The 13,862-nt window shown below is 63.3% G+C and carries 11 protein-coding genes; 1 reads left to right on the top strand and 10 read right to left on the bottom strand.

Annotation, left to right across the window (positions count from 1 at the left end):
• Nucleotides 1–28: 28 nt before the first annotated feature.
• Nucleotides 29–1,984 (bottom strand): type I pullulanase, encoded by a 1,956-nt coding sequence (pulA, locus tag C4N22_RS09980; protein ID WP_112148864.1) that lies wholly within the window; start codon nucleotides 1,982–1,984, stop codon nucleotides 29–31.
• Nucleotides 1,985–2,114: 130 nt separating this feature from the next.
• Here pulA and C4N22_RS09985 point away from each other — a divergent pair, with 130 nt between their 5' ends.
• On the top strand, nucleotides 2,115–4,175 hold the full coding sequence (locus C4N22_RS09985; protein ID WP_112148865.1) for an AAA family ATPase: 2,061 nt from the start codon (nucleotides 2,115–2,117) through the stop codon (nucleotides 4,173–4,175).
• 40 nt (nucleotides 4,176–4,215) lie between these two features.
• Here the strand turns inward: C4N22_RS09985 and C4N22_RS09990 are convergent, their stop codons facing one another.
• From C4N22_RS09990 to C4N22_RS10030, 9 genes are all read right to left on the bottom strand, one after another.
• Nucleotides 4,216–5,187 carry a helix-turn-helix transcriptional regulator gene (locus tag C4N22_RS09990; RefSeq protein WP_112148866.1) on the bottom strand — a complete coding sequence of 324 codons (972 nt, stop codon included), beginning with the start codon at nucleotides 5,185–5,187 and terminating at the stop codon, nucleotides 4,216–4,218.
• Nucleotides 5,188–5,382: 195 nt separating this feature from the next.
• Nucleotides 5,383–6,243, bottom strand: coding sequence for a prephenate dehydrogenase (locus C4N22_RS09995; protein ID WP_112148867.1), 861 nt, complete (start codon nucleotides 6,241–6,243; stop codon nucleotides 5,383–5,385).
• Nucleotides 6,233–7,507 (bottom strand): 3-phosphoshikimate 1-carboxyvinyltransferase, encoded by a 1,275-nt coding sequence (gene aroA, locus C4N22_RS10000; RefSeq protein WP_112148868.1) that lies wholly within the window; start codon nucleotides 7,505–7,507, stop codon nucleotides 6,233–6,235. The genes C4N22_RS09995 and aroA overlap by 11 nt, the downstream gene beginning before the upstream one ends.
• Before the next feature lie 125 nt (nucleotides 7,508–7,632).
• Nucleotides 7,633–8,649, bottom strand: a complete 1,017-nt coding sequence (gene aroF, locus C4N22_RS10005) for a 3-deoxy-7-phosphoheptulonate synthase (RefSeq protein ID WP_112148869.1) — start codon at nucleotides 8,647–8,649, stop codon at nucleotides 7,633–7,635.
• Between the two features lie 74 nt (nucleotides 8,650–8,723).
• Entirely contained in the window at nucleotides 8,724–9,188 is a 465-nt protein-coding gene (locus C4N22_RS10010; protein ID WP_022257842.1) for a type II 3-dehydroquinate dehydratase, read from the bottom strand.
• Entirely contained in the window at nucleotides 9,169–10,431 is a 1,263-nt protein-coding gene (locus C4N22_RS10015) for a shikimate kinase (RefSeq protein ID WP_112148870.1), read from the bottom strand. Before C4N22_RS10015 ends, C4N22_RS10010 begins: the two co-directional genes overlap by 20 nt.
• Nucleotides 10,431–11,576 (bottom strand): chorismate synthase, encoded by a 1,146-nt coding sequence (aroC, locus tag C4N22_RS10020; protein ID WP_112148871.1) that lies wholly within the window; start codon nucleotides 11,574–11,576, stop codon nucleotides 10,431–10,433. Before aroC ends, C4N22_RS10015 begins: the two co-directional genes overlap by 1 nt.
• A 4-nt stretch (nucleotides 11,577–11,580) precedes the next feature.
• Nucleotides 11,581–12,624, bottom strand: a complete 1,044-nt coding sequence (gene aroB, locus C4N22_RS10025) for a 3-dehydroquinate synthase (RefSeq protein ID WP_112148872.1) — start codon at nucleotides 12,622–12,624, stop codon at nucleotides 11,581–11,583.
• Nucleotides 12,621–13,691: a bifunctional chorismate mutase/prephenate dehydratase gene (locus C4N22_RS10030; protein WP_112148873.1), complete on the bottom strand. Its 1,071-nt coding sequence runs from the start codon at nucleotides 13,689–13,691 to the stop codon at nucleotides 12,621–12,623. The genes aroB and C4N22_RS10030 overlap by 4 nt, the downstream gene beginning before the upstream one ends.
• Nucleotides 13,692–13,862: the final 171 nt, after the last annotated feature.

The raw sequence follows: 13,862 nt of genomic DNA on the forward strand, positions 1-13,862 counted from the left end.
TTCCCCGCGGAAAGTTCCGGCTCTTTCTTTATGCTTTTCCAAAGATGGTCGCGCTGGTGGGCAGCAGCACGGTCTGCCCGCTTCGGATCTGGCTTTCGCCTCTCCACAAACTCGACGAAATACCGTCACTGAGCAGCTTCCAGCTGCCCTCCGGCAGGGGGACGGTCTTCTCCTGCCCGGTGGGGTTATAGAAGACACACAGCGCCTGCCAGAGCGCGCCATCCCCGAAGGTTGCAGGCAGCTGCCAGCCCACCAGCGGCTGCTCCAGCGAGAAAAACTGGATGGCCGCCGGGCTGGCGGTGTCCAGCGCGCTCAGCCGGGGGAAATACCGCCGCAGCCCGATGAGGCCCCGGTAATAATCCACCAGCTCATGGAACTGCTGGGCCCGCTGCCAGTCCAGCCGGTTGAGGGCGGGGGAGGAGCGGTAGCTGTTGCCCTGCCCCTTTTTGGTGCGGGCAAACTCTTCCCCCGCCTGCCAGAACGGCAGGCCCATGCAGGTGAGGTAAATGCCAGCCGCCAGCCGGTTCTGGGCCAGCGCGACCGAGTCCATGGCCCCGTACTCCGGGCGCTTGTACCGGACCAAAAGCAATTTGTCCCAGAGGGTGAAGTTGTCGTGGGCGGAGACATAGCTCACGATCTGCCCGGGGCTGTGGGGCGGCAGGGCGCTGCTGCGGCACCAGGCCGCGACCGCCGCGCCGATATCCCACAGGGCGCTTTCCTTGCCCTCCACATAGCCCGGCTCCCGGGCGTTAAAACAGCCGCCCTTGATGGCATCCCGGGTGTTATCGCAGAAGATGCCGATCCGCTCGTTCAGCATGGCCAGATTGTTTTTGTTGGCTTCGTACCGGTGGAGGGCGCTGACGCCGCCCTGCCAGGGCTCGCCGTACATCAGGATGTTCTGGCCGCCGGGGAGTTGATCCAGTTCGGCCCGGAGCAGGTTCATGGTCTCCACGTCGTACAGGCCCATCAGGTCGAACCGGAAGCCGTCGATGTGGTACTCCCGGGCCCAGTAGAGGACAGAGTCGATGAGATACCGCCGGGCCATGGGACGCTCGCTGGCAAACTCGTTGCCGCAGCCGCTGCCATTGGAAAAGCTGCCGTCCTCGTTCTGGCGGAAATAATAATAGGGCACGGCCCGGTTCAGGACGTTATCGTTGCCATACATGTGGTTGTACACCACGTCCATAATGACGCCAATGCCCGCCGCGTGGAGGGCGGCGATCATCTGCTTGCACTCCCGGACGCGCACCTCGCCCCGGGTGGGGTCGGTGGAGTAGCTGCCCTCCGGGATGTTGAAGTGGGCGGGGTCGTAGCCCCAGTTGTACTGCCGGGTCAAAGAACGGCTCTCGTCCACGCTGCCAAAATCAAAGATGGGCATGAGCTGGACGTAAGAGACGCCCAGCCGCTTGAGATAATTCAGGCAGGTGGGGTGGATGCCGTCGGAGTGCAGGGTGGTGCCCTGCTGGGCAAAGGCCAGATATTTGCCCCGCCAGGCCGGGCGGACGCCGCTGGCCGGGTCCTGGGAGAAATCCCGGACGTTGACCTCCCACACCGAGCGGTGGGAGACGGGGATATTCGGGCGGTGGTCATGCAGCCAGCCCGGCGGGTCGATTCGGGCAAAATCGGCGATCATGCTCCGCTTGCCGTTCACGCCTGCCGCTCTGGCGTAGGGGTCGGCGGCCTCCCAGCTGGTGCTCCCGGCGTGGAGGGTATAGGTGTAGTAGCGGCCGTGCTGGTCGCCGGGGAGGTAGACCGACCAGAGCCCCTGCCCCCGCTTTTCCAGCGGGAGGGAGCCGATGCAGACCCCGCCGTCGCCCCGGCGGTAGAGGTTGACATACACCTGCCGGGCCGTGGGTGCCCACAGCCGCAGGCGGGTGCCGGCCGGGGTGTATTCCACCCCCAGCGGGCCGGTATAGGTGTTCTGCTGCGCAAAAGCGTCACTCTCAAACAGCGCTTTCCAATCCGCAGGTGTTCGGGTGTTCATGGGTGTTCATTCCCCTTTTTGGCATGTCTTTTGAGAATAGTGTACCTGTCTTTTTTCTGATTTTCAAGCCTTTCCTTGCAAAACAACAGGAAGTACACTATACTGAGAAAAAACACACACGGAGGCAGCTATGGCATATACCGACGATTGGGAAAGCTTGATGAACGGCGTGTTTGGCCCGGGCGGCAAGCTCAAATTCTCGCAGAGCACGCCGCAGGCGGCCCAGCCCAAACCGGAGAAACCTGAAAAAACGCAGGACAGCCCGCTGCCGGATTGGAACGCAGCCCTGCTGGCCCAGCAGAAAAAGCTGGATGAAATGCTCAAACAGCAGAATGCGGCCCTGAAAGGGCAGGATGCCGCCACAAAGTCGGCGCTGGAAGACAGCCGCAAAATGCTGCGGGATATGGAAGAAGACGGTCTGCTGGCCAAGGGCACGGCAGACGCGAAGCCAGAGCATCTGGGCAGCTTTGAGGGGCTGGCCGATGAGGTAAAAAAGACGGTCCTCGGGCAGGACGCCTTTGTGGAGGGCGTGGCGCGGGCCATGCGCCGCCCCTTTGTGCTGGGCACGGAACCCCCGGCGGCCCGCAATGTGGTGCTGCTGTGCGGCGGCCCGGGCACCGGGCGGCACTTTGCCCTGACGGAAACGGCCCGCTGCATGGCGGCACGGGGCCTGCTCCAGAGCGATCAGATCGCCTCGCTGGATCTGGCCCTCTACCCCAACTCCGGGGCGGAAAAACTCTTTTTGCAGGATCTGTACGCGGCCCTGTACGCCCCCGGTGAGATCGTGGTCTTTGAGCACTACGAAAGCTGCTACCCGGGCTTCCTCAAGACGATCTCCGACCTGGCCGTCAAAGGCAGCGCGCCCCTCAGCAGCCGCTATCTTGTCAACAAAGAGGGGATCCTGGTGGATGCCGGCACGGCGCTGGCACCGGGCGCGGTGAGCCGCATCGACCCGCGCGGCAAGTACCTGATCTTCTTTTCCAACAAGGGCCGGGAGGCAATGGCCGATCATTTTGGCGCGGCATTCGTCTCGGCGCTGGGAGATGTCTGCACCACCACCCCCTTTGCACGGGAGGATCTGGCGGCATTGGCCGCCCAGCAGCTCAACGCGCTGGCCCGGAAAGTGCAGACCCGGCTGGGCCTGACCCTCTCTGCCGGGGCGGATGTCCGGGATCATGTCGCGGCCCGGTGCACGCCCGAACAGGGGGCGGCAGGGCTTGCTGCCTGCTGCGATAAAATTTTCCGGGCCCTGAGCGAGTACTGCCTGCAGACCGACAAAAAGCTGACGGGCATCGTGACCCTCACCGCCCGGCCAGACGGCATCGACTTTCAGCTGGGGAATGCAGCACCCGCCCGGCTCTTTGATCTGCTGCCTGCCGCCTATACAGGCGCCGTGGACGAGATCAAACGGGAGCTGGACGAGCTGGTGGGCCTTGCACCCGTCAAGGAATATGTCTTCGGTCTGGCGGATAACATTCAGGTGCAGCAGCGCCGGGCGGCGGCTGGTTTTAAGACCGCCAGCCTCTCCATGCACATGATCTTCACGGGCAACCCCGGCACGGGCAAGACCACCATTGCCCGGCTTGTGGCCCGGTATCTCAAGGCCATCGGGGCCCTCAAGGGCGGGCAGCTCATTGAGGTGAGCCGCGGCGACCTTGTGGGCCGCTACACCGGCCACACCGCCCCCCTGACCAACAGCGTCATCGAGAGCGCACTGGGCGGGGTCCTCTTCATTGACGAGGCCTACAGCCTCTACCGGGGCGAGCAGGACAGCTTTGGCCTGGAGGCCATCGACACCCTTGTCAAGGGGATGGAGGACCACCGGGACGAGCTGGTGGTTATTCTGGCGGGCTACACCAAGGAGATGGAGACATTCCTCACCGCCAACAGCGGCCTTGCCAGCCGCTTCCCCAACAAGATCGAGTTCCCGGATTACACCGCCGACGAGCTGTTGGACATCACCACGGTGCTGGCCAAAGGCAAGGGCTACCGTCTGGCCGAGAACTGCACGTTCCCGCTGCTGGGCTACTACAAGCGCCGTCAGGCGCTGGACAGCCGCACCGCCGGCAATGGCCGCCTGGCCCGCAACACGCTGGAAAAGGCCATCTTCAACCAGAGCCGCCGCCTTGTGGCCGAGCCCGCTGCCGAGCTGGATCTGATCCTGCCCGGCGATTTGGAATTTGAAGAATAAGCATCGAATAAAAAAGGACAGCCATTGGCTGTCCTTTTTGTTAAACAGGTTGGTGTGCCTGTGCGATGCGGCTCGTCATCTCCTGCAGGCCGCTGCGGACGGCAGCGGGGGCGGTGATCTCCACCTTGCCGCCAAAGCCGCAGACCCAGCCGTAAAACTGGTCGCTGACGCAGATGGGCACGGTGAAGTGGAAATGCGTCTCTCCCTCCGGGATGAGGATGGGCGAGGTGCCAAAGCGTTCCCGCATGGCGGGTTCAAGATCGGCGGTGCAGCGCAGGGTGACGGAGTGCTCCGGCCCGCCGTACATGTTGAAATGCTTTTTGAGGTAGCTGGGCAGGTCAAACCCGGCAAACTGCGCCTTGCCCCGGCGGGGAGCGTCCAGCACCAGAACGCCTGCCATTTTGTCCACCCGGTAGTGGCGGATGCCGGCAGGGGATTTCTCATCCTGATAGGCAATGAGGTAGTAGCAGCCGTTTTCCCAGACCATCTGCCAGGGGCTGATGGTGCGCGTCTCGGGGCGGCCTACTTTTTTGTAGCGGAACTGTACCATCCGGCCCTTGTTGATGGCCGAGAACAGGGCGTCCACACTGTAAGGCAGATCTTTGTTGGCGCTCTTGGGGCGGCCATCGACATAGACCTGGCGCTGGAGCTGGCTGCCCTCGTAATGGGAGGTGAGGCCCTCCAGCTTTTTGATGAGCTTGTCGCTGGTGGATTTGGAGATGACCCGGCTGGACTGCACGGCGTCCACCAGCAGCTTGAGCTCGGCCAGGTCAAAGGTGCGGCTGGCCATCCAGTAGCCGCCGTGCCGCCCCCGTTTGAGCTGGATATCGTAGCCCAGCGCGTTGAGGGCTTCGATGTCGCTGTAAACGCTCTTGCGCTCACACAAAATGCCCTGCCGGGCCAGCATCTCCACCAGCTGCGGGACGTTGAGCAGATGGTTTTCGTCGGTCTGCTGCTCAAAGATGCGCAGCAGTGCCAAAAGCTTAGATTTCTGTCCTTCCTGCTTAGGCATAGATCCTCCTAACAGAACACAGCAGGGCCCACTCTTTTACAACAGAATAAACCCATGCGTTTTGAGCAAACTTTCCCGGCCTGCCAAGGGCCATCCTCCCTCTGTCGCTTCGCGACATCTCCCCCTGGCCGGGGGAGGTGGGACGCAAGTGCCGAAAGGGGAACGGCTGGCACCGCGAAGCGGTGACGGAGAGATTTACGGAGCCTTTTTGTCGAACGCGGCGCGGCGCTGGGTGGAAAGGCGGAACATCTCTTCCAGTTTGTCCCGGTCGTTGGCCACCAGCGCGTTCCGCATCTGGGACAGCGCGGCGTCAAACTGGTCGATCTCCGCGATCAGATTCTCCTTGTTCCAGAGGAAGAGCTCCGCCCACATTTTATCGTTGATCCGGGCAATGCGGGTCAGGTCGCGGAACGAGTCGCCGGTGTACTCACACAGGGAAGTGTTGTCGTTGGCGCACATCAGGCTGACGGCGATGGCGTGGCAGAGCTGGCTCACATAGCCGATCATCTTGTCGTGCTCCTGCACCGTCAGGGTGCAGATGTGCTTGAAGCCCAGCACTTCCGCCAGCTCTCTGGCCCACTGGACGGCCTCCGGGGTGTTCTTTTCCGTCGGGGTAATGATGAAGTTGGCCGGGGCAAAGTTGACCTCGGCGGCATGCTCCACGCTGGAAGTCTCCCGGCCCGCCATGGGGTGGCTGGCGATGAATTCCACGCCGTCCGGGCACAGGGCCTGGATGGGCTCCACCAGCCCGGTTTTGACGCCCGAGACATCGGTGAAGATGCAGCCGGGTTTGAGCAGGGAGCCGTAAGTTTTGAACCACTCGATCAGGGCGGTGGGGTAAAGCGCGAAAATGATGTGGTCAGCGCTTTGCACCAGGTCCTCAAAATCGTGGGTCTTGCCGCTGCGGATATAGCCGTGGTCAAGGGCAAACTGCAAGTGACCCTCGCTGCGGTTGATGCCGTCCACGGTGTAGCCTGCCCGGGTGAGCTCCAGGGCGTACTTGCCGCCCAGCAGGCCCAGGCCTACGATGAGATAGCGTTTGGATTTATCCAGCATAGTGTACCTCCACGCCCAGCGGTTTGAGGGCGTCAAAGAAATGGGGCCAGCTCTTCTGCACGGCTTCGGCCTCGTTGATGGCCAGCGGGATGTCCGCCGCCAGCGCCAGCACCGTCAGGCTCATGACCACCCGGTGGTCGTTGTGGCCGCTGAGGGGGGCCTCCGGGGCATGGAGCTGCGGTTTGCAGCCCTGCACCGTGATCGTACCGCCCTCACTGGAAAGAACGCCGCCGCAGGCCCGCAGCTCGGCCTCCATGGCCGCGATGCGGTCGCTCTCTTTGATGCGGAGCCGCTCGGCGTTCCGGATCACGGTCGTCCCCTCACACAGCAGGCCCAGAACCATCAGCACAGGGCCCAGGTCGGGGCAGTCGGCCAGGTCAATGTCCACGCCGTGGAGCGGGGCCTGCTCGAACACAAGCCCTGCCTCGGTCCGCGTGAACTTTGCCCCGCAGCGGCGCAGGATGTCCAGAATGGCCGCGTCGCCCTGCAGGGTCTCGGCGGCCAGCCCGGTAAGGGTGATGCCGCCCTTGACGGCCCCCAGCACGGCGAGGAACGCTGCCTGGCTGTAATCGCCCTCCACGATGTAATCGCGGGGGTGGTACTGCTGCCCGCCCGGGATGCAGAGGGTGGTGTCGTCCAGCCAATGGCTGGTGACGCCGAATGCCGCCTGCGCGGCCCGGGTCATCTCAATGTAGCTGCGGCTCTCCACCGGCGGGATGAGGTGCAGGGTGCTGTCCCCGGCCAGCAGGGGCAGGGCGAACAGCAGCCCGCTGATGAACTGGCTGGACACATTGCCCGCCAGCGTGTACTCCCCGCTGCGCAGGCTTCCGGCCACGGTCAGCTGCCCGTTTGCCTGCTCGAAATGGAGATTCTGCTCTCGATATAACGTTTCGTATACAGATTGAGGCCGTTCCATCAGCCGCCCGCGGCCCACAAAGGTGATGGACTGCCCGGTAAGGCTTGCCAGAGGGATGAGGAACCGCAGGGTGCTGCCGCTCTCGCAGCAGTCCACCGGGCCGAACACGGGGCGGAAATGCCCCAGTCCCTCCACAAGGACGTCGGCGGGACCGGATTCCACCCGGGCGCAGAGCTGCCCGGCAGCGGCCAGCGTGGCCGAGATATCCTTGCTGAACTCGAGATTTTCAATGTGAGAGGTGCCCTTGGCCAGCGCGGAGCAGAGCACGGCCCGGTGGGCCATGCTCTTGCTGGGAGGTGCGGACACCGTGCCGCCGATGCGGGCGGGGGGAGATATCGTTACAAGCATGGTTTCACCTTTCTGCCCTTGAGCGCAGGGCCCACCGCCTTACGGGTGGCGAAGTTGTGACCCGACATGCCAAGGGCTCCCCTGTTAGGGGAGCTGGCATTGCGAAGCAATGACTGAGAGGTTTATTACATCTCCCGGCCAATGGCCCATGCCACCTGGCGGCACTTTGCCATGGCCTGCGCAAAGGCGTCCGGAGTCAGGCACTGGGCACCGTCACTCCATGCGTGGGCGGGGTCGTAGTGGACTTCCACTTCCAGGCCGTCGGCACCGGCGGCCACGGCCGCGATCATCATGGGCTCCACCAGGTTGGATTTGCCGGTGGCGTGGCTGGGGTCTACGATGACAGGCAGGTGAGTCTTCTCGTGGATGATGGGCACAGCGGAGAGGTCCAGCGTGTTGCGGGTGTACTTCTCAAAGGTGCGGATGCCGCGCTCGCAGAGGATGACGTTCTCGTTGCCGCCGGCCATGATGTACTCAGCGGACATGATCCACTCCTCGATGGTGTTGCACAGGCCGCGCTTGAGCAGCACGGGCTTGTGCATCTTGCCAACGGCTTTCAGCAGCTGGAAGTTCTGCATGTTGCGGGCACCGATCTGCACCACGTCCACATACTCCTCAAACTCGGGGATGCGGTCCTCGCTCATCAGCTCGGAAACGATGGGCATTCCGGTGGCCTCGCGGGCCTTGACCATGTCGAGGATGCCCTCGGTTTCCAGACCCTGGAACGAGTAGGGAGAGGTGCGGGGCTTGTAAGCGCCGCCGCGGAAGAGCGTGGCACCGCCGGCCTTGACGGACTGGGCGATGCGCAGGGCCTGCTCCTCGCCCTCAATGCTGCAGGGGCCTGCCATGACGGCGATCTTCTCCTTGCCGCCGATCTTCACGCCGCCGCAGTCGATGACGGAATCGGCGGGGTGGAACAAGCGGTTGGCGCGCTTGTAGGGGGCAGACACGCGGGTGACATTGTCGATCCAGGGGTTGGCCAGCACGTCCCGCTCATCGATCTTGGTGGTGTCGCCCACCAGACCAAAGACATTGTAGTCCTTGCCAGTGATGAGGGTAACATCAAGGCCCTGCTTCTCAAATTTATCGACGATCTTCTCAAGCTCTATTTTCGGGGTGCCTTTTTTGGTGGAAATAATCATTGAATTTACGTCCCTTCTTTTTGAATCGTTGAAAACCGCTCCGTCTCGCGCTCGCTGGCCAGCGCCTGAGAGGGCTACATCACCAAGTGAGTGTGCCCGCTGCCGTCGATGCGGAGCAGCTGGACGAGGTAGGCGCAGGCGTGCAGATAGCCGCTGATGCCCTCCCCGATAAAATGGCCCTGACAGCCAAAGGAGACCACGTCCGTCTGGCGGAACGGCTCGTGGCTGTCCGGCTCGCTGAGCATGACCTCCACGGCGGGCACGCCGCAGACCCGCAGCGCGTCCAGAATGGCCACGCTGTAGTGGGCATAGCCGCCCGGGTTGATGACGATGCCGTCCGCCCGGCCTGCGGCGGACTGGATCTCGTCGATGAGGTCGCCCTCGTGGTTGGACTGGAAAAACTCCACCTGAATGTCCATCTGCTGGCAGCAGACTTCCAGATAATCCAGCAGGGCGTTGTAGTCGATCTGCCCGGCCACGCCCGGCTCGGTAAAGTGCATCAGGTTGAGGTTAGGGCCGTTAATGATCAAAAATTTCATCCAGAGCCTCCATGGCCGCGTTCACCGCGTCCGTGACGGTAGTATGGTTGGGCACAACGGCGTCCGCTGCCGCCAGATACAGCGGCCTGCGCTCGGTGTACATGGCACGGAGGGCGTCGGTGCTGGAGGAGAGCGGCCTGCCGCCGCCCACGGTCAGCGCTTCCAGCGGGCGGTCCAAAAAGAGGATGACGCCGTTCTGGCGCAGCAGCCGGATGTTCTCCGGCCGCTTGATGACGCCGCCCCCGCAGGAGAGCAGCTGCCGCCCCTCTTTGGCAAACCGGGCGGTCTGCTCCGTCTCTTTCCGGCGGAAGCTGTCCTCGCCCTCGGCGGCAAAGATCTCCGGGATGGTGCGGCCGTCGGCCTTGACCACCTCGTCGTCGAGATCAAGAAAGCGCTTGCCCAGCTTTTCGGCCAGCATCCGCCCGATGGTGGATTTGCCGGAGGAGGGCATCCCGATGAGGACGACATTGAGCGTATCCCGCCGGATGGCCGCCGTGACGCGGGAAATTTCCGCCGGGGCATCCTCAAACTTGCGGTCGAGGAAATACTCCGCCGCGTACACGGCCTGTGCCACCAGCATTTCCAGGCCGCTGGCGGCCACCGGGACCCCGGCTTCCTCGGCCCGGAGGATGATCTCGGTCTTTTCGGGGTTATAGACCACGTCCAGCACGGCTTCAAGGCCCGGCATAGCGGCAATGTCCAGATTGCAGGTACCGACATTCGGGTACATGCCCGCGGGTGTGGTGTTGATGACGATTTGCGCCCCGCTGTGGACAGCTTCCTCGTAGGAGAGCTCACCCTTGGCGGGGTCGGGCTTCCGGCTGACGGTCAGGATCCTGGCTGCGCCTTTGTCCCTGGCCACCGCGCTGGTGGTGTTGTGGGTGCCGCCGGTGCCCAGGATCAGGACCGTGCGGCCCGTGAAATCGACGCCATGGGCCGCGCACAGGTGGGCAAAGCCCAGGTAATCGGTGTTATAGCCGTAGAGCAGACCGTTGTGATTGACGACGGTGTTCACGGCCCCGATGGCCTTGGCCCGGGGGTCGATGAAGGAGCAGTATTCCATGACCAACCGCTTATAGGGCAGGGTCACGTTGATGGCCTTGAACGCCCGCTTTTCCAGGAACGCCCGGGCATCCGCCTCCGTGGGCAGGGGGCACAGGTCGTACCGGTAGCCGCAGAGCATTTCATGGATGAGCTTGGAGTAAGAGTGTCCAAGTCTGCCGCCGATGAGTCCATATTCCATTACGATTCCTCCCTGCGGTAACTGGTGGGCCGCTCCATCCATGCCGTGCCATATCGGGTGGTCATCAGGTCGCCCACCACCAAAGCGGCGGTGCAGGTCTGCACGATGGCGGCCCGGGGCACGATGCAGGGGTCATGGCGGCCCTGGATGGAGAGCGTTGCATTCTTGCGGGCGACATAATCGACCGTGTCCTGCTGTTTGTAGATGCTGGGCGTGGGTTTGACCACGGTGCGGAAGACCACGGGCATCCCGTTGGAGATGCCGCCGTTGAGGCCCGCGTTGTGGTTGGTCCGGGTGACGACCCGGCCGACCTCGTCCATCCGGAACGCGTCGTTGGCGGCGGAGCCGCGCAGGTCCGCAAAGCCAAAGCCGGTGCCAAACTCGATGCCCTTGACGGCCGGGATGGAGAATGCCGCATGGGCCAGCAGGCTCTCCACGCTGTCAAAATAGGGTTCGCCCAGGCCTGCCGGCAGGCCGAGGATGGCGGTCTCCAAAATGCCGCCCACGCTGTCGCCGTCGGCACCGGCGGCCCGGATGGCGGCTTTCATGGGTTCTTCCACGGTGGTGTCCAGCAGGGCAAAGCCCTCCGGCTTGCCCACCAGTGCTTCTGCCTGAGCGGCCAATGCGGCGGGGTCATCCAGCGCGAAAGGCGTATCGGAGATGCCCGCACACCGGGCAATATGGGTGGAAATATCAATGCCCGCCCGGCTCAGGGCGTCCAGCACGATGGCACCGCCCGCCACCAGCGCGGCAGTGACGCGGCCGGAGAAGTGTCCGCCGCCCCGGGCGTCCTGAAAGCCGTGGTATTTGGCGTAGGCCGTATAATCGGCGTGGCCGGGGCGGAGCAGGTCGGCGGTCTTGGCGTAATCACCGCTGCGGGTGTTCTGGTTCTCGATCATCAGGGCAATGGCCGTGCCGGTGGTGTGGCCGTTGACCACGCCCGAAAGAAACTGGACCTGATCGGCCTCCACCCGGGCGGTGGAAAGACCGTCGCCCCGGGCCCGGCGCTTGTCCATGCAGGCGGCAACGCGGGCCTCGTCCACGGGGACGCCTGCCGCCATGCCGTCCAGCACCGCGCCGATGGCGGCACCATGGCTCTCGCCGAAAATGGTCAGCGCCAGCGCGCTGCCGTAAGTGTTTTTCATGGGCTTATTCCTCCATGCCCAGCAGGGGGCGCAGGCCCTCTACCGGGATGGTCTCGGCCCGCCAGCAGCCAAGGCCGGGGACCTTGATGATGGTGATCTGGCCGCCCTGCGCCTTTTTATCGTGCAGCATCTCGGCCAGGACTTTTTCTTTGTTGTAGGTGGTGCGCAGCGGGAGGCCCAGGCGGCGGTAAACGGCCCGCACCCGCTTCTGCAGGGCTTTGGATTCGATCATGGGCAGCATGCCCAGTGCCACGCACTCGCCGTGGAACAGGCCCACGGTGCGGCGGCCCTTGATGCCCTTGACGGCCTCAATGCCGTGGCCGATGGTGTGGCCGAAATTGAGGGCTTTGCGCATCCCGTGCTCCTGCTCGTCCTGCTCCACGATGTTCTTTTTGAAGCGGAGGCTGCGGTAGATGATCTCGCCGATCCGCGCGTCCACATCGCCTTTTTCAAAGATGGAAAACAGCTCCGGGTCGGCCAACAGGCTGGCCTTGACGGCCTCGGCCAGGCCGTTGATGTAGTGGCGGCGGGGCAGGGTGGACAGCGTCTCCGGGTCCACGATGACCAGTTTGGGCTGCCAGAAAGCGCCCACGATGTTTTTGGTGTCGCCCAGGTCCACGGCGGTCTTGCCGCCAATGGAGGAATCGATCATGGAGAGGGTGGTGGTGGGGCAGTTGATGAAATCAATGCCGCGCATGTAGATGGAGGCCGCAAAGCCTGCCAGGTCGCCCACGACACCGCCGCCCACGGCGATGACCAGGTCGCCCCGGCCCATATTGAATTCCAGCATCTGGCGCAGGACGGTCTCCAGAATTTTAAAGCTCTTGCTTCCCTCGCCCTGGGGCACGGTGATGATCTTGGCGTCCTTGCACTGGTCGGCCACCCGCTGGGCGTACTGGGCAGGCACGCCGCTGTCGGTGACGACGGCCACCCGGCGGTCCAGCCGGGCGAACTGGTACAGGTTTTCCAGCGCGCCGCTCTTTAAAATGATATCATAGCTGCGCTCGCCCAGGTTCATGGTGAGCTTGGTTCCGATAAATTCGCTCATTTTGTGTACACTCCTAACAGCCGCACGGTGCGGCAGGTATGATCCAGCTCGCGCAGCAGCGCGGCGGTCTCGTCGGCGGTGGGGTCGCCCACCAGCTCCACATAAAAGTAATAATCAAAGGGGACATGGGGCAGCGGGCGGCTCTTGATGGACTCCATATCGTAGCCGCTGGCACCGATGATCTGGATGACCTCGGCCAGCTTGCCGGGCTTGTTGTCCACGGTGAACAGCAGGGAGAACCGGTTGCCCGCCGTGGGCTTCTCTTTGCTCAGCACGACGAAGCGGGTGGTGTTGTCGCCGTCGGTGTTGATGCTGGGCACCAGCACCTCCAGCCCGTACAGGGCCGCTGTTTCCACGCTGGCAATGGCGGCAAGGCCGCGGTCGCCGCCGTCAGCCACAAATTTGGCCGCCATGGCGGTGTTGGGCATGGCCGTGGCGGGCAGGTGGAACTGCCGCAGGAACGTCTCGCTCTGGGCAATGGCCTGCTGGTGGCTGTACACCATCTTCAGCTCGTTGAGCTGGGTGCCGGGCAGCACCAGCAGGTTCTGGGAGACGGGCAGGTCGTAGACATCCACCACCCAGAGGTCCGGGTGGTTGTAGCACAGGTCCAGCACGGCGGAAACATCGCCCGCGTGGCTGTTTTCAAACGGCACCACGCCGTGGGAGGCGTCGCCCCGCTCCACGGCGTCAAACACTTCGTCCCAGGTGGGGTAGCTGATGGCCTCGGCATGGGGGAAGAGCGCTTTGAGCGCGATGTGGGAAAAGGCTCCCTCCACGCCCTGATAGGCGGCGCGGTTGCGGCCCAGCACCGCGGCCTCGTACTGCTTGGCAACGTCCATCATGTTCTGGACATGGTCCCGGTAGTAGGGGCGCAGAGCGGGCTCCTGAATGCGGGCGGCGGCTTTGTCCAGCACTACCGCCTCCCGCGCGGCGTCAAAGATGGGCAGGCCGTGGGCCTTTTTGTACGCGGCAACGGCCAGCACCGCGGCCATCCGGCGCTCAAACAGCGCCGCCAGCTGCGCGTCCACCGCGTCGATCTCCGCGCGTGCTTTGTCCAGTGCGTCCATGGGGAATCCACATCCTTTGTTCTGTGATTTATGAGAATACTTGATTAGTATACCATAACCCGGATGGAGAAACAACAAAAGCCCAGCGCTTTCAAAGCGGATAATTTTTCAAACGCGGAGGGAATAAAGCGAATAAAATTATAAAGGAAAAGCCTCTCACCCGGCAGGATG

Source organism: Faecalibacterium prausnitzii (genome assembly GCF_003287495.1).
GTDB lineage: Bacteria > Bacillota > Clostridia > Oscillospirales > Ruminococcaceae > Faecalibacterium > Faecalibacterium prausnitzii_I.